General features: G+C 31.6%; 17 protein-coding genes. 14 read left to right on the plus strand and 3 right to left on the minus strand.

From position 1 onward, the window contains the following. The first annotated feature begins 73 nt into the window (after positions 1 to 73). The 14 genes from nirD (at position 74) to WG951_RS11750 (ending at position 18,765) form a co-directional block, all read left to right on the plus strand. Positions 74 to 451, plus strand: a complete 378-nt coding sequence (gene nirD, locus WG951_RS11685; protein ID WP_105049631.1) for a nitrite reductase small subunit NirD — start codon at positions 74 to 76, stop codon at positions 449 to 451. Positions 452 to 460: 9 nt separating this feature from the next. Continuing rightward, entirely contained in the window at positions 461 to 1,045 is a 585-nt protein-coding gene (locus tag WG951_RS11690; RefSeq protein ID WP_105049630.1) for a DUF4202 domain-containing protein, read from the plus strand. 16 nt (positions 1,046 to 1,061) lie between these two features. Then, complete coding sequence (locus tag WG951_RS11695) at positions 1,062 to 2,870, plus strand: type IV pili methyl-accepting chemotaxis transducer N-terminal domain-containing protein (protein ID WP_105049629.1); 1,809 nt, start codon at positions 1,062 to 1,064, stop codon at positions 2,868 to 2,870. Positions 2,871 to 3,152: 282 nt separating this feature from the next. Beyond that, a complete protein-coding gene (locus tag WG951_RS11700) occupies positions 3,153 to 3,812 on the plus strand; it encodes a response regulator transcription factor (RefSeq protein ID WP_211296735.1) in 660 nt (219 codons plus the stop codon). A gap of 341 nt (positions 3,813 to 4,153) precedes the next feature. After that, positions 4,154 to 5,578, plus strand: a complete 1,425-nt coding sequence (locus WG951_RS11705; protein ID WP_105049627.1) for an MFS transporter — start codon at positions 4,154 to 4,156, stop codon at positions 5,576 to 5,578. Between the two features lie 152 nt (positions 5,579 to 5,730). Then, the gene (locus tag WG951_RS11710) at positions 5,731 to 9,252 is read left to right on the plus strand and encodes a nitrate reductase (protein ID WP_105049626.1); all 3,522 of its coding nucleotides are present in this window, start codon (positions 5,731 to 5,733) and stop codon (positions 9,250 to 9,252) included. After that, complete coding sequence (locus tag WG951_RS11715; RefSeq protein WP_105049625.1) at positions 9,249 to 10,682, plus strand: rubredoxin; 1,434 nt, start codon at positions 9,249 to 9,251, stop codon at positions 10,680 to 10,682. The genes WG951_RS11710 and WG951_RS11715 overlap by 4 nt, the downstream gene beginning before the upstream one ends. A 108-nt stretch (positions 10,683 to 10,790) precedes the next feature. Further along, the gene (locus tag WG951_RS11720) at positions 10,791 to 11,456 is read left to right on the plus strand and encodes a Crp/Fnr family transcriptional regulator (protein WP_245893533.1); all 666 of its coding nucleotides are present in this window, start codon (positions 10,791 to 10,793) and stop codon (positions 11,454 to 11,456) included. A gap of 331 nt (positions 11,457 to 11,787) precedes the next feature. Next, positions 11,788 to 13,173, plus strand: a complete 1,386-nt coding sequence (locus tag WG951_RS11725) for a CmpA/NrtA family ABC transporter substrate-binding protein (RefSeq protein WP_105049624.1) — start codon at positions 11,788 to 11,790, stop codon at positions 13,171 to 13,173. A gap of 236 nt (positions 13,174 to 13,409) precedes the next feature. After that, positions 13,410 to 14,516 carry an ABC transporter permease gene (locus WG951_RS11730; protein WP_105049623.1) on the plus strand — a complete coding sequence of 369 codons (1,107 nt, stop codon included), beginning with the start codon at positions 13,410 to 13,412 and terminating at the stop codon, positions 14,514 to 14,516. 92 nt (positions 14,517 to 14,608) lie between these two features. Continuing rightward, a complete protein-coding gene (locus tag WG951_RS11735; protein WP_105049622.1) occupies positions 14,609 to 15,466 on the plus strand; it encodes an ABC transporter ATP-binding protein in 858 nt (285 codons plus the stop codon). Continuing rightward, positions 15,466 to 16,296 (plus strand): ABC transporter ATP-binding protein, encoded by an 831-nt coding sequence (locus WG951_RS11740; protein WP_105049621.1) that lies wholly within the window; start codon positions 15,466 to 15,468, stop codon positions 16,294 to 16,296. Before WG951_RS11735 ends, WG951_RS11740 begins: the two co-directional genes overlap by 1 nt. 131 nt (positions 16,297 to 16,427) lie before the next feature. Then, positions 16,428 to 17,699, plus strand: coding sequence for an alginate export family protein (locus WG951_RS11745; RefSeq protein WP_105049620.1), 1,272 nt, complete (start codon positions 16,428 to 16,430; stop codon positions 17,697 to 17,699). A gap of 412 nt (positions 17,700 to 18,111) precedes the next feature. Then, complete coding sequence (locus WG951_RS11750) at positions 18,112 to 18,765, plus strand: HAD family hydrolase (RefSeq protein WP_105049619.1); 654 nt, start codon at positions 18,112 to 18,114, stop codon at positions 18,763 to 18,765. A gap of 461 nt (positions 18,766 to 19,226) precedes the next feature. Here the strand turns inward: WG951_RS11750 and WG951_RS11755 are convergent, their stop codons facing one another. The 3 genes from WG951_RS11755 to WG951_RS11765 form a co-directional block, all read right to left on the minus strand. Further along, a complete protein-coding gene (locus WG951_RS11755) occupies positions 19,227 to 22,058 on the minus strand; it encodes a M6 family metalloprotease domain-containing protein (RefSeq protein ID WP_340914278.1) in 2,832 nt (943 codons plus the stop codon). A 450-nt stretch (positions 22,059 to 22,508) separates the two neighbouring features. Beyond that, on the minus strand, positions 22,509 to 22,640 hold the full coding sequence (locus WG951_RS11760) for a hypothetical protein (protein WP_262510186.1): 132 nt from the start codon (positions 22,638 to 22,640) through the stop codon (positions 22,509 to 22,511). 321 nt (positions 22,641 to 22,961) lie between these two features. Next, complete coding sequence (locus tag WG951_RS11765) at positions 22,962 to 23,231, minus strand: hypothetical protein (RefSeq protein ID WP_245893532.1); 270 nt, start codon at positions 23,229 to 23,231, stop codon at positions 22,962 to 22,964. Between the last annotated feature and the right edge of the window lie 166 nt (positions 23,232 to 23,397).

The following is a 23,397-nucleotide window of genomic DNA, read 5'->3' on the forward strand; positions in this document are numbered from 1 at the left end:
TTTTTTTTAGAAATTTTGTTTCGAGAACAGATCAATTAAAAATATAAAGTTAACAGTTATAATAAAGATAATTATGGACACATTACTTTTAAAATACAAAACAGTAAAAGAAGCAGAAGTAAAAGTTTGGTTTAAAGCTGCTCCAGTAAGTGCGTTTCCAAAAGATGGTGGTGCGTGTGTAAAATACAAAGATTTACAAATTGCTGTGTTTAATTTTTCTAGATTGGGCAAATGGTATGCGTGTCAGAATTTATCGCCAGAAAAACAAGAAATGGTGTTGTCTAGAGGTATGTTGGGCGATCATAAAGGGATTCCTAAAATTGCATGTCCTTTGCATAAAAAAACGTTTTCATTAGAAACTGGCGAAAATTTAAATGCAGATTTAGCGCCTATTGCTGTATATCCTGTTAAGATTGAAGCAGAAAATGTGTATATTGGCTTCTCAGAATAAAACTAAAAAATGAAGCCAACAAGATTTGAAACTGCTATTGCTATTATTGATAAAAAAAACGCAGAAGACCCAAACAGCTACCAAGTTTCTGGATTAGAGTATCCTAAAGAATTATTATATTCTCAAAGGATGACAAGAAAGTTACTTCAGTTTGATCCAAATGCATCAAAAGCACTTCAAATTGCGGCAAGAGCACAACATATTTGTCGTTGGAAAATTGGTAGAAAAGAGTTTCCGATGGATAGAGTTGGGTATCTAAAATGGCGTGAAGAGTTAAAAAAGATGCACGCAGAATTAACTGGAGAAATCTTAGAACAAGTTGGTTTCGATGCTCAATTTGTAGATAGAGTTCAGAAAATTATCTTAAAAAAACTCATCAAGAAAAACGAAGAATCTCAAACTTTAGAAGATGTTATTTGCCTGGTTTTTCTAGATTATTACTTTGATGAATTTGCAGCAAAACATACCGATGAAAAAATCATTGATATTTTAAAGAAAACATGGGTAAAAATGTCTGATGCTGGACACGCAGCAGCTTTAAAAATACCGTTTTCAGAAAAAAGTTTAGCATTGGTAAAACAAGCTATTTCATAGAAAATATAACCTAAAAATGACTAAAAACGGTAATTCATTAGACCAAAGAACGTTTAATAAATTAAGCCGTTTGTATATGATTGCGTTAAGTGCTATCGCACTTTCTGTAATTATTAGTCAGGTTTTAGTTCGCAATCATTTAGAAACTCAAAAAAGCGATTCTACCGTAATTAATGTTGCAGGTAGACAGCGAATGTTGAGTCAGAAATTAACCAAAGAAATTGTTTCTCTTTTGGTTTCTTCGGATGAAAAAAACAGAATTCTTCTTAAAAATAAAATTACAGAAACACTTCATTTATGGGAGTTGTCTCATTATTCACTTCAAAACGGAAATGATAGTTTAGGGCTTCCTAAGCAGAATAGTGATAAAATTAAAAACAAGTTTATAGCAATCAATCCTGTTTTTGATACCATTCAGAAAGCATCAAAATCAATTATAAATAAGTTAGAAAATTCTAATGTTTCTAATGATGAATTAACATCAGAAATTAAAAAGGTAACCAGTAATGAAGGTGCTTTTTTGTTGATAATGGATGAGATTGTAAATCAGTATGATTTAGAAGCAGAAGAAAAAGTAGTTTGGTTAAGAAAGTTAGAGGTTACTTTAATGGGCTTAACTTTATTGATTCTTTTTGGAGAGTTATTATTCATTTTTTGGCCAGCAGCAAAATCAGTAAAAGCTACGTTGTCTGATTTATTATTTGCAGAAAAAAAAGCTAAAAAAATGGCTTTTGACGCAGATGAACTGAGTCTTTCTAAAGAAAAATCCATTAAAGAATTACGTGCTTTAAGTCATGCAATGGATGAAACGCTATTGTTTGCAAGAATTTCTCCAAGCGGAAGTTTAATTCATATAGGTAATAAGTTTTCTCGTTTATTTCGATTGTCAAAAATTAAAAAAGAAGTTTTCTTTTGGCATGTTTTATCAACCAATGAAAATGAGCAATTATTAATTGAAGATTTAATTAATAAATATAAAAAAACGGGTTGGCAAGGAGAGGTAAAAGCAACTATTAAAGGAGATGTTGGTATTTGGTTAGAAATGTCTATAGTTCCTTACAGGCCTACAGAAGATAAATCAGAATTGTTAATTATAGCTTCAGAAATTACAGATAGAAAAGCTGCCCAGATAGAAATTGAAAGGTTGGTAAAAAAGAATTTCGAGGAGAAAATGAGTCAGCAAAAAATAATCTCAAGTAAGATTATTGAAAATCAAGAAAAAGAACAAAACAGAATTGCCAAAGATGTTCATGACGGAATTGGACAAATGCTTACAGGGTTAAAATACAATCTAGAAAGCATTAATATGAATGATATTGATAAGACAACGATAAAAATAGAACACCTAAAAGAATTAACCACCAATATTATAAAAGGAGTTAGAACCGCTACTTTTAATTTAACTCCGCCTGAATTATCAGATCACGGAATTGTGCCTGCAATAACCAAGTTAACACAAGAGCTAGGGAGATTAACAGGTAAAGAAATTATGTTTTATAACAAAACAGGTTTTAATGATCGTTTAGATTCTTTGGTAGAAATTAATATTTACAGAATTACCCAAGAAGCAATTAACAATGCTATTAAATATGCAGATTCTTCACATATTTTAGTGTCACTTTCTCACAGTAAAAATATACTAAGTATTGTTATTGATGATGATGGCCAAGGTTTTGAACCATCGAAAGTAAAGAAAGTAAAAAACGGAGATGGAGGCATGGGAATGACCTTTATGAAAGAAAGAATTAAATATATTGATGGTCGTTTATTCTTAAATTCTGAATTAGGAAAAGGGACTAGAGTTACTTTGAATATTCCTATTTAACTTTTTAATATAGATATGCTTTACATAATGTCAGTTCGAGTGATTTTTCTGAAGAATGAAGAAAAATTGTATCGAAAACTTTTTTAGGGTTGTTAACTTTTATTTCTTGTAAAAAAACATCTCGATACAATTTTGCAAAAAAAAAGCAAAATCACTCGATGTGACAGTGTAGTTATAATGCAGATAGATTCTTTTAGAAAATTAAGTAACGGTTAGAGATTATTTTAATTACGTAGTTTTACTTAAAAACCTTATTTTTGTACGTATAAAATAATTGTAATTATGATTAATGTAGTTTTAGCAGACGACCACGTTTTGGTAAGAGATGGAATAAAAGCACTTTTAGAAGATCAGACAGGAATTACGGTTATTGATGAAGCTTCTAACGGAAAAGAAGCTTTAGAGGTAATTGCTAAAAACAAACCTCATGTTCTTATTGTAGATATTCGTATGCCAGAAATGAATGGTATTGAAGTGGTTGCAGAAATTACAAAACAGAAAATAGATGTAAAAACCTTAGTGCTTTCTATGCACGATTCTGAAGAGTATGTTGTAAAATCGATACAAGCCGGTGCAGATGGTTATTTGTTAAAAGGAGCTAGTAAAGAAGAGTTTTTAAAAGCCGTGAATAATGTAGCTGCTGGCGATAAGTATTTTACAGGTGATGTTTCTACCATTATAATGAATAACTTTGTAAATGGTAATACAATGAAAGTTTCAGAACCAAAAACAGAATTAAAAGAGCTTCCTTTTAAGTTAACTAAAAGAGAAAGACAGATACTTACTTTAGTTTTAGAGTTAAAGAATAATAAAGATATTGCAGAAGAATTAGCAATTAGTAAGCGTACTGCAGAAGTGCATCGTTTTAATTTAATGAAGAAATTAGAAGCTAAAAACTTACAAGAATTAACAAATAAGGCCAGAGAGTATCAGTTGATATAGGTCTTTTGACTGTAGATGTCTCTGTGTAACAACTCACCGCAAAGCTCACAAAGTTATATCGCCAAGGGCGCAAAGAAAAAAAACTCAGCGCATTTCTGCGTTTTTCTGTGAGCCCCTGTGTAACAACTTATAACAATCAGAAAACCTAAGTATTTCTCTGTAAAATATTCATTTATTGGAATACACCTTTTTCATAACAATTATTTTTCAACTCCAATTTTATCATATTCTTAAATTCAATACTACGTAATTATTAATCTAGTAATAATTATAAAATACGTATTTTTTAGTATATTAATTAAGTATTTATACTTAGTTTTGTGTATCTAAAAATATGTATTATGATAAATCTATCTCAAGAAAAATCTACAAAATTAAGTTTATTCGATTTTAAGAATGTATCCACTCGTACATTTTGGATTACATCAATATCATTCTTTTTATGCTTTTTTTCATGGTTTGGTATTGTACCATTTATGCCAGATGTTGTAAAAGATTTAGGTTTAACTCCAGACCAAAAATGGAATTCAATTATTTTAGCCGTTTCAGGAACCGTTTTTGCACGTTTATTGATTGGGAAATTATGTGATAAATACGGACCAAGATTATGCTATACTTGGCTGTTAATGTTAGGTGCAATTCCTGTTATTTTATGTGGATTAGTACAAACACCAACGCAATTTTTAGTTTGTAGATTGTTTATTGGTTTTATTGGAGCTTCCTTTGTAATTACACAAGTACATACTTCTTTAATGTTTGCACCAAATATTGTAGGAACCGCAAATGCAACTTCTGCAGGTTGGGGTAACTTAGGTGGTGGTGCAAATAGATTAGGTATGCCTTTAATTGCAGCAGCAGTGGTTGCTTTTGGAGTTGCAGACGGAGAAGCTTGGAGATATTCTATGGTAATTGCTGGTATTGTTTGTTTTTTAATGGGTATTGTATATTACGTATTTACAACAGATACACCAAAAGGAAACTTTAGCGAATTAAAAGCTGCTGGAGAAATGATTGTTACTAAAAAGGATCAAATAGGATTTTTAGAAGTATTAAAAGATTATAGAGTTTGGATTCTTTTTGTAGTGTATGCTGCCAGTTTCGGAATTGAATTAACAGTATACGGAACTATGGATGATTATCTTCAGAATACGTTTCAGTTACAAAGAGTAACCGCTGGTAACATTGTATTATCTTTTGCTTTGATGAATATTTTTGCAAGAACTCTAGGTGGTTTCTTTGGAGATAAATTTGGGAAATTAAAAGGATTGAGAGGGCGTGTTTTATTCTTGTCTTTCATCTTAACGTTACAAGGAATTATGTTGATATTTTTCTCAGGAGCAACAAGTTTGGTTTTAGGAGTTATTTTATTAATATTATTTAGTTTAAGTGTACAAATGGCAGAAGGAGCAACGTTTTCTGTAGTGCCGTTTATTAATAAAAAAGCCATCGGTTCTGTTTCTGGAATTGTTGGAGCAGGAGGAAATGTTGGTGCTTTTTTAGCAGCAATGTTATTAAAATCTAAATCTTCATTGGCAGAAAAAGCAGCCATAGTATCTAACGAAGGTTTGGGAGATGAGGTTATTAAAGCAGCGCAATCTGCAGCTTCTTCAAGTGCCGTTGCAAACGGATATTTATTAATTGGTTTTGTGGTTGTTGCTACAGGTATTGCAGCATTAGCAATTAAGTTTTCTACAGAGGAAGAAGATGAAACAGAAAAAATAAATGGTTTATCACCAGAGTTGATACCAATTAAAGTAAAAAGATAAAACAGATGATTGTCCCCCAATTATCTAATACATTAAGAAACGAAAAACAGATTTAAAAATTCAGTTCTCTAATTTTAATGTATCAGAATAAAAAAATTGAATTTTGGTTAGTAAAATTTTAATGTCGTATTTTGTATAAAACCTTGGTCTAAATGATTAAAAATGAAATTAAAACAACGTGTTCTTATTGTGGAGTAGGTTGCGGAATTATCGTAAAAAAAGACATGAACAACAAGGTTTTTGTTGAAGGAGATAAAGACCATCCTGTTAATAAAGGAATGTTGTGTTCTAAAGGTATGAACTTGCATTATGTTGCCAATGATACTTCAGATAGAATTTTATATCCAGAAATGCGTTGGAGTCGTTCTCATCCGCGTGAGCGTGTTTCTTGGGATACGGCTTTAGATAGAGCTGCCAACGTTTTTAAATCAATTATAAAAAAACATGGTTCAGATGCTGTAGCGTTTTACGTTTCCGGACAAAGTTTAACAGAAGAATATTACATTGCTAATAAATTGACAAAAGGGTTTTTAGGAACCAATAATATAGATACCAACTCACGTTTATGCATGAGTTCTGCAGTGGTTGGTTATAAAAAAACATTCGGAGAAGATAGTGTGCCAATTTCGTACGACGATATAGAATTAGCAGATACTTTTTTAATAACAGGTGCAAATCCTGCTTGGTGTCATCCAATTTTGTTTAGACGAATTGAAAAACGCAAAGAAGAAAATCCGAAGGTAAAAGTAATTGTGATTGATCCACGTAAAACAGATTCTGCAAAATTTGCAGATTTGCATTTGCAATTAACACCAGGAACCGATGTTGTTTTGTACAATGCCATTGGTAGGTGTTTGTACAAAAGTGGTTTAATTGATGAAGATTTTATTAAAAACCACACACAAGGTTTTGATGGTTATAAAGAAGTTATTTTTGAAACGACTTTAAAACAAGCATCTAAAATTTGTGGAGTTCCTGCAAAAGAAATTCAGAAAGCTGCAGAAATGATTGGTCTATCTAAAGGCTTTATCAGTATGTGGGCAATGGGTTTAAACCAAAGTGTAATTGGTACAGATAAAAATACATCACTTTTAAATTTATCATTAATAACTGGTCAGGTTGGTAAACCTGGTGCAGGTCCTTTTTCATTAACGGGTCAGCCAAATGCAATGGGCGGACGAGAAGTTGGTGGAATGGCAAACTTGTTAGCGGTTCATAAAGATTTAGGAAACGAAGAACATAGAAGAGAAGTTGCGCAATTTTGGGGTGTTGATAAAATATCTGCAAAACCAGGATTAACAGCAACAGAATTATTTGATGCTTTAGAAAGCGGAAAGGTAAAAGCAGTGTGGATTGCGAGTACAAATCCGTTGGTGAGTATGCCAAATTCTCATCAAATAGAAAAAGCCATGGCAAAATCTAAATTTGTGGTGGTACAAGAAATTTCTCATAAAGCAGATACTTTAAACTATGCAGATTTGGTGTTGCCAGCTGCTGCATGGTTAGAAAAAGAAGGTACAATGACAAATTCTGAAAGAAGAATTTCTTATTTACCAAAAGAGATTGAAGCGCCAGGAGAAGCAAGACCAGATGTAGAAATTTTCTGTGATTTTGCACAAAGAATGGGCTTTAGAGGTTTTAATTATAATGGCGCAGAAGAAATTTATGACGAATATGCTTCGATGACCAAAGGAACAAATATTGATGTTTCTTTTTTAAATTATGATCGATTAAAAAATGAAGGTACTTTTCAGTGGCCCGTAAATGAATATAGAAGTAAAGGAACGCCACGTCTTTTTGAAGATAAAAAGTTTTATACACCTTCTCAAAAAGCAATTTTTAATGTTCCATCAACTATAGAAAATACATCGGTAAAAACGAATGACGAGTTTCCGTTAATTTTAACCACAGGTCGTGTTAGAGATCAGTGGCATACCATGACTAAAACAGGAAAAGTAGCAAGATTAAAAACACATTATCCAAAACCTGTTTTAGAAATAAACCCTGTAGATGCGTATTTAAATAAAATTAAAGACGGAGATATTACAGAGATAAAAAGTGCTAATGGAGTTGTTAGAGTACGTGCAAAAATTACAGACGAAATTAAAGAAGGCGTTGTTTTCTTACCAATGCATTGGGGTAAAGTGCTAAATAGTAATTTAAATAGAGCTAATAATTTAACCAATACACATATAGATCCGGTTTCTAAAGAGCCAGATTTTAAATTTACATCGGTTTCAGTTTCAAAATATAAAAAACCGAAAGACAAAATTATTATTGCAGGTGCTGGAGCTGCCGCTTTTCGTTTTTTACAAAATTATAGAGATTATAACGAGGTAGATGAAATTCATGTTTTTTCTAAGGAATCTAACTTGTTTTACAACCGTGTTTTATTACCAGAATATATTACAGAAGAACTTTCTTGGGAGCAATTATTAAAAATAAAAAATGCTGAATTAAAGAATTTAAATATTAAAATTCACCCAGAAACAATTATAGAAAAGATTGATAAAGAGACTAAAATAGTTACCGATTCTAACGGTGAAACCCATTCGTTTGATAAGTTAATTTTAGCAACAGGAAGTAGACCTTTTATTCCTAAAGATGTACAAATAGATTTACCAGGTCGTTTTACCATGCGTAATAAAAATGATGCAGATCGATTTAAAAATTATTTAGATGCTACAGGTTTACCGCCAGAAGAGCAACATGTTGTAATTGTTGGTGGAGGTTTGTTAGGTTTAGAGTTGGCTGCAGCGATGAAGCATAAGAATGTAAAAATCACTATTATTCAGCGTGCATCTAGATTAATGGAACGTCAATTAGATAAGATTTCTAGTAAATTATTATCAATAAACGTACAAGAAAGAGGCATTCAAATTTATTTTGATAATGAAGTAAGTACTGTTTTTGATGATGAAGATACTGGTGAGTTAACCATCAACCTAAAAAGTGGAAAATACATTACGGCCAATGCCATTGTCTATGCAATTGGTACAAGGCCAAATATAGAAATTGCTAAAAATAACGGTATTGTTTGCGGGCGAGGAGTGAAGGTAAATCAGCATTTACAATCTTCTCATCCAGATATTTTTGCGATTGGAGAAATTGCAGAATTCAATAATAAATTATTTGGTATTACCTCTGCAGCAGAAGAGCAAGCAGGCATTTTAGCTAATTTTATTGCAGGTGATATTAGTGAAGCTTACAATGGTTCTGTGCTAATGAATATTCTAAAATTTAGCGATTTAAACTTGTGTAGTATTGGAGAGGTTTCTGTACCAGACAACGACCCAAGTTACGAGGAAATTATTTTTACAGATATTTCTAAAGGATATTATAAGAAGTGTATTGTAAAAGACGATTTACTAATTGGTGCTGTTTTAGTAGGTGATAAAAATGAATTTGCAGAGTTTAAAACCTTAATTGAAAGCAAGATTGAAATGTCTGACAAACGAGATACTTTGTTAAGAGGCGCATCTAATGATGCACCTGTTTTAGGAAAGTTAGTTTGTTCTTGTAGCCAAGTAGGAGAAGGAAATATTGAAGAAGCCATTGCTAAAGGATGTTCTAATTTTACGGAATTATGTAACAAAACAGGCGCAGGTTTAGGGTGTGGAAGTTGTAAAACGGAAGTAAGAGAAATTTTGAACAATGCAAAAGTAACAGTATGAGCGAGCAGTTAAATAGAATCATTGTAAGAGGTGGAGTTTTATCTCCTGGAGAACTAAAATACATTTGTGAATCTGTAGAAAGTTTGGGCTTAAAAACCATTTCTTTTGGATCTAGACAAGATATTTTATTGCCTAAAAAAGTAAATCAAGAAGAGTTAGCTCAATTTGATAAATTAAAAATTGTAGAAGCCGATGAAACAGGCGTAGAAAACATTGTTTCGTCTTATGTTTGTGCAGATATTTTTCCGAGTACTTCTTGGTTAACCGGAGATCGATATTTGTATCTTTTAGAACAATTTAATACAGAATCTAAATTAAAAATAAATTTAACAGATCCAAAACAACGTTTAGTTCCTTTGTTTACAGGGAATATAAACTTTATCGCTTCAGAACACGAAGATTATTGGTATTTGTATGTGAGGCTTCCAGATTGGAAAAAAACACAAATGTATCCTGCTTTAATTTATAGTTGGGATTTAGATAAGATTGAAACTGCCATTGAAAACGTTCTTCAAGAAGAGCCAGAAACCATCGAAATGATTTTCGATTTGGTTAGTGATGCAGTAGACACCAATAATAGAACGGTAGATAAACCTTTAGAAGTGCCTTTTTATCCTTTTCCTTATTTTGAAGGAATGAACAAAATTGGGATGGATAAATACTGGTTAGGTTTGTATTGGAGAAACAATAAATATGATATTTCTTTCTTAAAAGAAATGTGCGAATTGTGTTCTGAAAATAAAATTGGTAAAATTTCTATTACACCTTGGAAATCTTTTGTAGTTAAAGGGATTCCGAAAGAATCTAAACTGGTTTGGGAGAAGTTTTTAGGGAAGCGAGGAATTAATGTGCGCCATTCTATGTTAGAGTTAAATTGGCATATTCCTGTAGCTAATAAAGATGCTTTAAATTTAAAGAAATACTTGGTTTCTAATTTCGATCAAAACGATATTAGTACGTATGGTTTAACCTTCGGAATTACAGATTATAGCAAAGCAGCTTATTATTTTACATCGATAGTTGTTGAAAAAAATAAACAACCAGAAATGATTGGCAACTTTCAAACAAGAGATACGTATAATCTTTTGTATGCTAAAAATTTCGACCCGAATACAAGGCAATATATTATGCACGTTCAAGACGTGGATAAAGTAGAATTACCCGGTTTGTTAATGGAATTAAGTCAGTTGTATTTTGATCAATTAGGAAGTGAAATAGAAGCAGAAAAAGAAGTTGAGGTACAAAAAGAAACCACAGAATTAGAGGTATATCAATGTAAAGATTGTTTCACAATTTACGATGAAGCCTTTGGCGATATTACTCAAAATATTCCTCCAGAAACCTTATTTAGTGCGCTTCCTGAAAGTTATGAATGTTCGCTTTGTGAAGCTCCTAAAAGTAGTTTTAAAAAAGTAGTATTAGTTAAATAAGTAACATATAGCATAAATAATTTGATTATAAATTCAAACATAGTATTAAAAAACTCAAGAAAAGTAATTACTGATTTTTCTTGTGCTTCTTGTATAAATACGAATTGTTTGATAAAGAAAAATCTACCTAATTTACCGAATTCAGCTTTTGTAGAGCATAAGAAAACGCTTAAATGTAAAAAAGGGCAACAATTTATTATGGAAGGAGCACCTGTAAATGGCTTGTTTTTCATTTTAAAAGGAACTGTAAAAGTTTTTAGAACTGGTATTAATGGACGTGAACAAATTGTGCGTTTTGCTAAAGAAGGAGAAATTATAGGGCATAGAGGTTTTGGTACAGAAGAATATTATTCTATTGGTTCTATTGCTTTGCAAGATACTGTTTTGTGTTACTTTTCTAAAGATGATTTACAAGAAGCATTGTTAGAAAACCCAAAGTTTGGGTATGATATGATGTTGTTTTACGCCAACGAATTAAATAGAAGTGAGTCTAAAGTAAAAACGATTTCTCAAATGACCGTTCGTGAACGTGTTATTGATACATTACTATATATTCATAGAAAATTTGGCGATTTAAGAGGTTTTTTAAACCTGCCTTTAAGTAGAAAAGAATATGCAGATTATGCAGGAACTACAGAAGAACAAGTTATAAGAATTTTTTCTACACTTAAAAAGGAAGGGTTGATCATTGCTCAAGGAAAAAAAATTGGCATTGCCAATATTCAGAATTTAAAGAATGAAATTAGTGAGCATAATTACTATCTAGATTCTTAATACTACCATAAACTTTAAGTCTGGTCGAGCGTAGTTGATACCTAATTTTAAAAAATCAATATCACAAACCCTTTAGATTTTAAAATCTAAAGGGTTTTTTACGTAAAAAAATATTCTTAAAATAAGTACGTAGAATTATACGTATATGTTTTATGTTGATTTAATTTGTTGATTTTTAAATGTTTGGGTTTTTAAAGTGTTTTATCGCAGTTTATAGTATGTTTTAAAAAGAGGTTTTAACATGGGGTTTCCCATAAGTTAGAATCATATCTACTTATATATTTGTTAAACAAATAAGTATTAATACGTAGATTAATAAAACTTACTAAAAATGAAATCTCTATTTAAAAAATCAACTTACATTTTACCTGTAGCAATGTTATTATTTGCTTGTGGTGGTAAAGAAGCTAAAAAGGCAACAACAGTTGTTGAAGCAACAGTATCAAAAACGAAAACATTAGCAATAGAAAAACCTCAATTAACGTTTGGGTTTATCAAGTTAACAGACATGGCTCCTTTAGCTATAGCAAAAGAAAAAGGATTTTTCGAAGACGAAGGATTATTTGTTTCTGTAGAAGCACAATCTAACTGGAAAAATATTTTAGACCGTGTTATTGATGGTCAATTAGACGGTTCGCACATGTTAGCGGGTCAGCCAATTGCTGCAGGAGCAGGTTTTGGTCGTCAAGCAAAATTAGTAACTGCTTTTTCTATGGATTTAAACGGAAATGCAATTACAGTTTCTAATGATGTTTGGTCTAAAATGAAACCACATGTAGCAAAAGATAAAGATGGTAAACCAGTTCATCCTATAAAAGCAGAAGCATTAAAGCCTGTAATTACTGAGTATAGAAATTCTGGTAAACCTTTTAAAATGGGAATGGTTTTTCCTGTTTCAACCCATAATTATGAAATTAGATATTGGTTGGCAGCAGCAGGAATCAACCCAGGTATGTACACCAAAGAAAACGTACAAGGACAAATTGATGCTGAGGTTTTATTATCTGTAACGCCTCCGCCACAAATGCCAGCAACGTTAGAAGCAGGTACTATTCATGGGTATTGTGTGGGTGAACCTTGGAATCAGCAAGCTGTTTTTAAAGGAATTGGAGTTCCGGTTGTTACAAACTATGATATCTGGAAAAACAACCCAGAAAAAGTATTTGTTATGACAGAGAAATTTGTAAACGAAAATCCAAATACAGCCATTGCAGTTACCAAAGCATTAATTAGAGCTGGTAAATGGTTAGACAAACCAGAAAATAGAAAAGAAGCTGTACAAATTTTATCTATGTCTCAATACGTAGGTGCTCCAGTAGAAGTATTAGCAAATTCTATGACTGGTACTTTTGAATTCGAAAAAGGAGATAAAAGAGAAATGGAAGACTTTAATGTATTCTATAAGTACAATGCTACTTATCCTTTTTATTCTGATGGAATCTGGTTTTTAACACAAATGAGAAGATGGGGACAAATACCTGATGCAAAAACTGCAGACTGGTATGCAAGTACAATTAAGGATATTTACAGACCAGATATCTGGAAAAAAGCAGCAGCTCTTTTAGTAGCAGAAGGAAACATTCCTGCAACAGATATTCCTACAACAGATGGTTACAAGCCAGCAACAGCAGATTTTATTGATGGAACAATGTACGATGCAAAAGACCCTATAGGATACATCAATAGTTTTAAAATAGGAAATAAAGATAAAAAATAATTGATTTTGTCATTCCGAACGAAGTATGAGGAGGAATCTCACTATTTATAAGATTTCTCGTCGTTCATACCTCACTCTGTGGAAAGGATAAAAAAACATCTCGATACAATTTCGAAGAAAAATCGAAATCACTCGATGTGACAACGTAAAATATTAGTACTGAAAAATAAGGTACTGTCATTCGAGTAAAAATTAATTTTCAGAAATTTTGTATCGAGAACTTTAAAAATAAACACATGAAAGCAAGTTTAACACTAGAGAAGGTTTCTAATTTTATAGGATTAGGTTTTTTTATAACATTAAAAGATCTGTTTACTGGAAAACTAGAAAAAGAAGCATTTAAAAACTTTTTACGCAAGACAATAGTGCCGCTTGCTTCCATTTTATTATTTATTGGTTTGTGGCATTTAGGGGCAAAGTCTTTATACAATATAGAGGCAGAATTTAAAATAGAAAAGGCTTTACAAGACCAAGGCCAAGTTGCGGCAGATGCTTTAAAAGCATGTATTGCTTCTGCTGAATCTAGTTGTCAGCCAAATACATTACCATCTCCTGCTCAGGTTTGGGAATCTTTCCATTCTTTATTAAGAGATCACAGAATTATTAGTGCAGATAAAGCTGCTTTTATAGAAAAAACAGCAGCTTTAAATGCCAAAAGAATTGCAGAAGGAAAAGAGGCAATTACCTACACGGGTAGACCTTCTTTTGTAGATCAAATATTTAGAAGTTTACAAACGGTATTTGCTGGGTTTTTATTGGCCTTATTAATTGCAGTTCCTTTAGGTATTTTTATAGGATTAAGTGCTACTTTAAAAAGTGCATTTAATTGGTTTATTCAGATTTTTAAGCCAGTATCACCTGTGGTTTGGTATTTATTAGTTTTTATGATTGTAAAAACATTGTTGATAGATTCTAATGAAGATAGTTCGTTTACCATTTCATTTATTAGTGTTGGTTTCTGTTCTATGTGGGCAACATTAGTAAATACTGCTATGGGAGTTTCTTCTGTAGATAAAGATTATATAAATGTTGCAAAAGTTTTAAAATTAGGAACTTTTCAGAAGATTTTTAAAGTAATCTTACCTTCTTCTTTACCTTTAATTTTTACAGGGTTAAAAATAACATTATCAGTTGCTTGGATGGTTTTAATAGCAATTGAACTTTTGGCACAGAGTCCTGGTTTAGGGTTGTTTGTGTGGGAAGAATTTCAAAATGGCGCAAACGATTCTAATGCAAAAATTATTGTAGCCATGTTTGTAATTGGTATTATCGGTTTTTTATTAGATAGATTGATGTTAACGATTCAGAATTGGGTGTCTTTTGATAAAACGGATGCAATATAAATAATGTTTAATCGTGGAATTGTTTAAACGTGTAAACGTAAGTTTAGCAACAATTAAACAGTTCAGCAATTACACAATTACACATAAATAAGATGGCATATTTAGAACTAAATAATATTTACAAAAATTATCATCAAGCAGATGGAGAAACAGAAGTGTTGTCTAATATCAACTTGAAAATAGAAGAAGGCGAATTTGTTGCAATTGTAGGTTTTACAGGAAGTGGAAAAACAACATTAGTTAATTTAATTAATGGATTGATAAAACCAACAAGTGGAGAAGTGTTGTTTAAAGGAGCGCCTGTAGTTGGTACAAGTCATGAGCGTGGAGTGATTTTTCAAAATTATTCATTATTGCCTTGGTTAACGGTTGGTCAGAATGTGTTTATGGCAGTAAAAGAAGCTTTTCCGAAGAAAAACAAAAAGCAATTAAATGAAATTGTTGCCAATTATGTAGAAATGGTGAGTTTAACGCCAGCAATAAATAAAAGACCAAACGAATTATCTGGAGGAATGCGTCAAAGAGTTGCAGTTGCAAGAGCTTTGGCAATGAAACCAGAAATGATAATTATGGACGAACCTCTAGGAGCTTTAGATGCTTTAACACGTGGTAATTTACAAGACGAAATCTTAAATATTTGGGGGAAAGATAAGAGAACAGCCTTGTTAATTACAAATGATGTGGATGAAGGTATTTATATGGCAGATAGAATTATTCCTTTAAGGCCTGGGCCTAATGCAACATTGGGTCCAGAATTTAAAATTGATTTAGAGCGTCCGAGAGATAAAACAGCCATGAATGATAATGAGAGTTTTAAGAAAACCAGAAATGCTATTATTGAGTATTTAATGGATATTGGAAATGAACGTAAATCTGAAGCTAAAAAGGAATATGTACTTCCAGATTTAACGCCTAAAGATTTTGTTAATCAGTTTAAATTTGGAATCTAATGAGCACTATAATAAAACAAGAAACACCTAAGATTATTACGAATAACACACGTTTTCCTTCGAATGATGTAATGTTAGATTTAAAAAATCTTAAAAAAGTATACCCTACGCCAAAAGGGGATTATGTGGTTTTAGAAGATCTGAATCTTCAGATAAAAAAAGAAGAATTTGTTACCATTATTGGGCATTCTGGTTGTGGTAAAACAACAATGCTTTCTATGATTGCAGGTTTAAACCCGATTTCTGGAGGTAATATTTCTGTGTTAGGAAAACATATACAAGGACCAGGACCAGATAGAGGTGTTATTTTTCAATCGCCTAGTTTAATGCCTTGGATGACTTCTTTACAGAATGTTTTGTTGGGCGTAAATCAGGTTTTTCCTAAAGCTACAAAAGCACAAAGAAATGATGTTGCAAAATACTATTTACAAAAAGTAGGTTTAGAAGATGCTTTTCATAAAAAAGCAAGTGAATTATCTCAAGGAATGCAACAAAGAGTAGGTATTGCAAGAGCATTTGCAATAAAACCAAAAGTATTGTTGTTAGATGAACCTTTTGGAATGTTAGATTCTTTAACAAGAGGAGAATTGCAAGACATTTTAATTGAAATCTGGAACAAAGAAAAAATTACCGCTGTGATGATTACACACGATGTGGATGAAGCTATCTTTTTAGCAGACAGAGTTGTAATGATGACCAGTGGACCGAAAGCAAAAATAGGAGATATTTTAGATATCAATTTTGAAAGACCAAGAACTAGAAAATCTGTTTTAGAGCATAATGATTACTATGCATACAGAAAACATTTAATAGATTTTTTAGAACATTAAATAAAAGATAATTATGTCTTTTAATGTGAGATTTATCATAATATTCATAAATAAGGGGCGTTATCTTTGAGATTTCAATCTCAAATAATTACAATTAAAAACCAAATAGGATTAAATTAAATAAGAAAAAAATGAAAAAACAATACGTAATTTTAGGGCTAATGTTAGCGTGTTTTCAGTTTGTAAATGCACAATTTACATTAGATGGAGAGTTTAGACCAAGAACAGAATATAGAAACGGATTTGGAAGTTTAATTCCGGATGCAGCAGATGCCGGTTTTGGAATTTCTACAAGAGTACGTTTAAATACCAGCTACATGACAGACAATTATTGGGTGTACGTAAGTTTACAAGATGTAATGGTGTGGGGAGAAAACAGACAAATTTTACCTTATGATCAAAATAATTCCTTTGCAGTTTTTCAGGCTTGGGCAGAATTAAAGTTAGGAGAAAATACATCAACAAAAATTGGTCGTCAAGTATTATCTTATGATGATCAAAGAATCTTAGGAGGATTAGATTGGGCACAACAAGGTAGAAACCACGATGCGGCTTTACTTAAATATAAAAAAGATAATTTTATGTTAGATTTTGCATTGGCATTTAACCAAGATTATTCGAATCCAACAGGTTTTCAATCTGCAGGTACTGCGTATAATACAACTGGTTTTTTCTCATATAAAACGATGCAAATGTTATATATGAAACAAAAGTGGAATAAATTAACGGGTAGTTTATTGTTGTTAAATAATGGATTTCAAGAATTTGATGCTGTATCAGGAGAAGCAGACGGCGTAAGTAACTTACAGACCTTAGGAACACATTTAGATTATAAATCTGGTAGTTTTGGTTTGTCTGCAAACGCTTTTTTACAGACAGGAAAACGTCAGGGAGAGGTTGATGTAAAAGGAGCGTATTTAGTTGGTTTAGATGCAACGTATAAAGTAGCTCCAAAAGTAAGTTTAGGATTAGGTGTAGAGGCTATTAGTGGTAACGATGGTGATGCAGGAGAAACCGGAGCATTTTTCCCTTTATATGGAACAAACCATAAGTTTAATGGTTTTATGGATTATTTTTATGTGGGGAATCATGCAAACTCAATTGGTTTAGTAGACCTACATTTAAGTGCAAACTTCACTTTAAGTGAATCTTCTAGCTTAATGGTTAAAGCACTTAATTTTAGTGGAGAGCAAGCATTAGCAAGTGGAGAAAAATCTTTAGGAACAGAAATAGATTTAGTGTACAAAAAGAAATTTAAAGGATATTCTTTAGCACTTGGGTATTCTCAAATGTTTGCAAGCGACGGTATGTATGAATTAAAAGGTGTAACAGAAGCAGCTGCAGCAAATAATCAAAACTGGGCGTGGGCAATGTTAGTAATTAAGCCTAAGTTTTTAAACTAGAAATAAAAAAAGCACAGTAAATTGTTAGTTATATAGTTCTTTTTAGTGTTAAGGATTATAGCTATTACTATTTTAAATCCCTCTTTTTGAGGGATTTTTCTTTTATATAATATTTCTAGTGTCTACTAAAAACATCACGTTTTTAAGTTAGCTTTATTTAACCCAATTTGGTTAGATAGAAATTATTACGTGAAGATTTGAATTACGAATATTTTAAAAAAAACGATCTTTTAATATACAAAACACTTAAAAGAAGCTAGTTGAGAAAGTCTTGTTTCTTATGTTTTTTAGAGCAGTGGTCTTAAGTCTTTTTAGTATAGACTAATGATAAATTACTTTAAAATAGAACAGAAAATCTTTATTATTTTCAACTCTTAATCAGCTATTATTAGTAATTTTATCAAAAAAAAGAATGAAGTATAAAGCGGTTATTTTTGACTTGGATGGTACACTTGTAAATTCTATAAAAGATATTGCAGATGCCATGAATGTTGTTCTTGAAAAACGCCAATATCCTACCTACAATTATGAAACCTATAAAACTTTTGTAGGAAGTGGGGTAAGGAGTTTGGTGGTGAAGGCGCTGCCAGATGCAAACCCTAAAGATAAAGAAGTAGAAGCGTGTCTTAATGATATGATGCAGGTGTATAGTGAAGTTTGCACTGCTAAAACAAAACCTTACGAAGGCATATTAGAATTATTAGAAGAATTAAATGCTAAAAATATTAAAGTAAGTGTACTTTCTAATAAAGAAGATACGTTAACAAAAAAAATAGCTGCGTTTTTATTACCAGAATTTTTGAGCCCTGTTTTAGGGTTGAAAGTAGAGGTTGATAAAAAACCAAATCCGAAGGTAGCTTTGGAGACCTGTGATGCAATGCAGGTAAAACCAGAAGAAACTATTTTTGTTGGCGATACAGATGTAGATATTTTAGTAGCTAAAAATGCAAATATGCTTCCTGTTGGAGTATCTTGGGGGTTTAGAGATAAAGAAAGTTTGATTAATGCGGGATCTAAGCATGTGTTAGAGCATCCTTCAGATTTAATAAAAATTGTTACTTCTTAAAAGTAAAAAGTGTAGGTTACTTGCTGGTAATGCCAACTCTTTATTTTTTTGTCTAATTTTTAACTTGATGTTCTGTGTAGTAAAAAACAGTACCGTAGCATAACTCGTAATTAGAATCCAATAACCACTTGTAGCTGCAGAAGTTATTAAATAAGTTTGTTAATGGTTTTCATAAACCGAATTTAGGTTTCGTTAATTCAAGTAACAAAATCTGAAAATTAAAAATAAATTTGAAGTAACAATTACTGTGGTGTTATTATTTTGTTAGATACTTTTTTAATTTTTTTTATCAAAAGTTTAGAGATTATATTTTAAGATATGCGTGTGTAAAAAGTTCTAAAATAGTTTTTATTGATAAAAAAACTGTTCTAGATAAAACATATATATTGTACATAAATAAGGCTGTTTACTAAATACGTAAACAGCCTTATTAAAATACAGTAAGTTTATTTTTAATAAATTTACTTAATTATTAATTTCTTAGTTATTGTTTCTTTATTGTTTGATATACGAACTAAATATATTCCAGTATTAAAAGAAATGGCATCTACTTCCATTGTGTTACCTTTTTGTAATTCCTTATAAATTAATCTGCCATCTATACTAAATATTGAAACACTTGAGTTTTTATATTGACCAAGATTAATAGTAAATTTATTATCAGTAGGATTAGGGTAAATTGATATGTTTTCGTCTAAATTATCTTCTAAATTAACAGGTGCTCCATTTACGTTATAGGTATAATCATTATATTTCCAAGATCCGTTTAATGTCCATAACCTAACATATATAATACTGCCATTGGTAGGTATGCCGCTAACTGTTTTATTAGTGCTGTTAAAAGTTGAACTTGAACGTATATTAGTTGATCCTGCTCCTGTAGTACCTACTAAAATATCAAAATAAGTAGCACCAGAGGGTCTATTCCAACTAAAGTTAATAGAAGATGAATTTAGTCTGCTTCCTGGCGACGGACTTGTTATATTGGCACTTCCATTAGATATAGTTGTTGTAGTTGCCTTGTAGGTGTAATCTTTATAAGACCAAGAACCATTTAAAGTCCACAATCTAACATAAATTGTACTACCGTTGGTAGGTAAACCATTAACTGTTTTATTAGTGCCATTAAAAGTTGAACTAGAACGGATATTAGTTGATCCCGCTCCAGTAGTACCCACTAATAAGTCGAAGTTATTAGCACCAGAAGGTCGGTTCCATTTAAAATTAATAGAAGCAGCAGTTAGTGTGCTTCCTGGGGTAGGACTTGAAATAGCAGCTTCTCCCGCAGTTGCTGTAGTTGCCTTGTAGGTGTAATCTTTATAAGACCAAGAACCATTTAAAGTCCACAATCTAACATAAATTGTACTACCGTTGGTAGGTAAACCGTTAACTGTTAGGTTGGTGGTGTTAAAAGTTGAGCTAGAACGAATGTTTGATGATCCCGCTCCAGTAGTACCCACAATTAAGTCGAAGTTATTAGCGCCAGAAGGTCTGTTCCATTTAAAATTAATAGAAGCAGCAGTTAGTGTGCTTCCTGGGGTAGGACTTGAAATAGCAGCTTCTCCCGCAGTTGCTGTAGTTGCCTTGTACGTATAATCTTTATAAGACCAAGAACCATTTAAAGTCCACAATCTAACATAAACCGTACTACCGTTGGTAGGTAAACCGTTAACTGTTAGGTTGGTGGTGTTAAAAGTAGAACTAGAACGAATGTTTGATGATCCCGCTCCAGTAGTACCCACAATTAAGTCGAAGTTATTAGCACCAGAAGGTCTGTTCCATTTAAAATTAATAGAAGCAGCAGTTAGTGTACTGCCTGGAGTAGGGCTTGAAATAGCAGCTTCTCCACCTCCTGTAGTTCCTCCATTTCCTATGGTAAAACTCATTGAATTACCTACGTTTCCAACATTACTCACCTTAAGAGCGCTATTGGAACCGTTATACCATTTTGCACTTGGTGCTGTGTTATCATTAAAGGTTGTAGAGCCTCCGTTGTGCCAACACGCAGCATTGTGAACGTTTATATTATTATTAGCATGCTCTAAGGCAACTTGTTTATCGGCTCTTTGATTATTCCCATTTTCATTAATGTGCCAAATAGTAATACCTTCATCTGGTAAAGAAGTACTTCTTCCTGTTTTTCTTCTAGGTTCTATTAAATAAAACTCTTTTGAATTTGAAGGGTTGGTATATTTATACGATCGTAATGAATTAGAATTCTCAGTAAATGTTTGGTTTGCAGAATTTATATTAATTGTAGTACCCCAACCTGCTAAATTTAAGAAATATGGATTAGGTGTTGATGGATTTTTCCTGTTTCCATAAGAACACATTAAATCAAAAGCACCAATACCATTTGGGCTATTATCATAGGTGTAAGTGTCAGGCCAACCTGCTAACATGTGTCCATTTTCATGACAAACAGTACCTAATGATAAATCATTATTAACAGGGCTTGTATTGTAATCTCCACTTGATACGCCATCTGCACTAAAACCAGTATATGTAGATTTGTGATACCACATACCTTTAGCCCATGCAGCAGGAGTTCCTGTATACATTAAATTTATAGCCTGAATACGGCCATTTTTTATAGTTAAGGTGTTAAAATCAAAACCTTGGTTATTAATCCAATTTAGAGATTGGTTAAGAATTTCTTGGGCTCCTTTGGCATAAGGCATTGCATCATAACTTGCAAAAGTTTTAGGTGCACGATAATAGCCATAAACTACATTTTCATAAACTAAAGCACCACCAGATATATCAGAAAAAAAATCTTTAACCGATCCATTATTTCCATACCCAGTATAGCCAGATTTATTGAAAAAATCTCTAATAGAGTTCATGGTTATAGGGGCTGTTGAATCGCTAAAATCTACAACAATTGCTAGCCCTTTTATGGTACCATTAACAGCGCTTTTTGCACTTTTTTGTAATACTGAATTATTCATAGTACTAGAAGAAGGGTTCAGTATTTTTGTATTTTCATTGACTATAGATTTTCTGGCGCTACTAGAAATATCTAAGTGTTTTTTTAAGTTAAATTTTTGTAATTTATTTTTTAGATTTGCTTGGTTTTCTCTAAAATAGATACCTGTAGAAATCAATTTTCCTTTGTTATCAGTTAGCTTAGCATAACTAATCCAACCAGTAGATTCATCTCTAATTAAAGTGTAACCGTCAGGGCTTTCAGCGCGTATGTAATAAGCATCACCATAAAGATGCACGGTTACATAGGTTCCGTCGGGTTGTTTAAATTTATACGGATCTCCGTTATAAGAGGTTGCAAACATTAGTGCTGAGCAAAGGCACAACACAATTGATAGATAAATTTTTGTTTTCATAATTATAAAGTTAGTTAGTTATTTAGATACATAAAAAGCTGTGCTACACCAAGATTAGTTTTATCTCGGTCAAAATATTTTTTTTCGTTTTGTTAGCCAAAAATATTTTGATCTATTTATTCTCTAAATTATTTAGTTAATGTAAAATTACATTATTTTTTTAATATGGTTATTGTTTTATATTTAATTGAGATTTAGTCTGTTATGTGTACTTTAATTTGGGGTTGATTTTTAAACAATTGTAATTGATGTACGTTGCTTTTTAAAGAATAAGCTTTCGTATTAAAGTTATAACTTTATTTCTTAGCTGTTCTGCAATTGCAATAAAATTAGTCTGCGTTTACAGGGGCAAAATTTGCTTTTATCACATCTTTTTATTAATAAAGCGTAACCTATTTTCTACGGTTTGCCTTCTCTAGATTTATATATTTTTTGGGTATGTTTTCTAATTCTTAAAACACCTATTCTACCTGACAATTTAGAGTCTGTATTTTCTAAGCCTTTTACTTCGGGTGCCGTATTTGTTACCACTCCTAAAGTTTATGAAGTTGCAGAGTTTGTTAAAAGTAAAAATCAGAAAGAAATGTGATTACCTTATTTTGTTTGATTGAAAAAGAAAAATAGTCTTTTAATATTATACGCCTATGCACATCGATAATAGACAGTAAATAAGTGTTTTTACTTACGTTAGGAATCCATACCTTCTTTATCTCTATCTCTAAACCTTAAAAAGGTATAGAGGTATTTACTTTTCTGAATTTTACAAATTTACGTCCAGAACAACTTCTGTTTATCCGATTTTCTAGTTTTAATAAGCCTTCTTCTTTTATGATTCTAAATAGCTTTTTATGATTAATTAGATAGCCATCCTTTTGTAAATAGAAGTTCGTTAAGCCGATATCCACAATCAATAAACTTATGGATTAAAACTTCTTTAATAGATGCTAAAACCGTGTCTTGATTTACCCAACCTTTAGATTCATGATAGGTTAATTTACTCGGTTTATTCTCTTTTTTACCAAAGTAAGGAACCCGATAATAACTGATTAGGAAATCTGAATATTCTTTAATGCTGCTGTCTCTAAAGGATAAACGATAGTTTGTTGTTTTTGCTTTTCTCAAAGTATTTTTAAATCACTAATTATATGGGTTTGTAGAGCCTTGTTAAAACTTCTTTTAAATGTTATTATCTATTTTTTAAGTTATTATATCTATATTTTTCTACTTAGTTAATTTTAAATTTGAAATTATCATTTTTTGACTCAATTGTTTAATAAAAAAGATTTTT

Source organism: Polaribacter butkevichii (genome assembly GCF_038024105.1).
Lineage (GTDB): Bacteria > Bacteroidota > Bacteroidia > Flavobacteriales > Flavobacteriaceae > Polaribacter > Polaribacter butkevichii.

Coding starts and splice junctions, on each gene's coding strand:
- WG951_RS11730 (WP_105049623.1), top strand. CDS start 13,410: ATGAAAGCAAGTTTAACACTAGAGAAGGTTTCTAATTTTATAGGATTA.
- nirD (WP_105049631.1), top strand. CDS start 74: ATGGACACATTACTTTTAAAATACAAAACAGTAAAAGAAGCAGAAGTA.
- WG951_RS11740 (WP_105049621.1), top strand. CDS start 15,466: ATGAGCACTATAATAAAACAAGAAACACCTAAGATTATTACGAATAAC.
- WG951_RS11715 (WP_105049625.1), top strand. CDS start 9,249: ATGAGCGAGCAGTTAAATAGAATCATTGTAAGAGGTGGAGTTTTATCT.
- WG951_RS11695 (WP_105049629.1), top strand. CDS start 1,062: ATGACTAAAAACGGTAATTCATTAGACCAAAGAACGTTTAATAAATTA.
- WG951_RS11710 (WP_105049626.1), top strand. CDS start 5,731: ATGATTAAAAATGAAATTAAAACAACGTGTTCTTATTGTGGAGTAGGT.
- WG951_RS11735 (WP_105049622.1), top strand. CDS start 14,609: ATGGCATATTTAGAACTAAATAATATTTACAAAAATTATCATCAAGCA.
- WG951_RS11725 (WP_105049624.1), top strand. CDS start 11,788: ATGAAATCTCTATTTAAAAAATCAACTTACATTTTACCTGTAGCAATG.
- WG951_RS11705 (WP_105049627.1), top strand. CDS start 4,154: ATGATAAATCTATCTCAAGAAAAATCTACAAAATTAAGTTTATTCGAT.
- WG951_RS11755 (WP_340914278.1), bottom strand. CDS start 22,058: ATGTTTGCAACCTCTTATAACGGAGATCCGTATAAATTTAAACAACCC.
- WG951_RS11690 (WP_105049630.1), top strand. CDS start 461: ATGAAGCCAACAAGATTTGAAACTGCTATTGCTATTATTGATAAAAAA.
- WG951_RS11700 (WP_211296735.1), top strand. CDS start 3,153: ATGATTAATGTAGTTTTAGCAGACGACCACGTTTTGGTAAGAGATGGA.
- WG951_RS11745 (WP_105049620.1), top strand. CDS start 16,428: ATGAAAAAACAATACGTAATTTTAGGGCTAATGTTAGCGTGTTTTCAG.
- WG951_RS11750 (WP_105049619.1), top strand. CDS start 18,112: ATGAAGTATAAAGCGGTTATTTTTGACTTGGATGGTACACTTGTAAAT.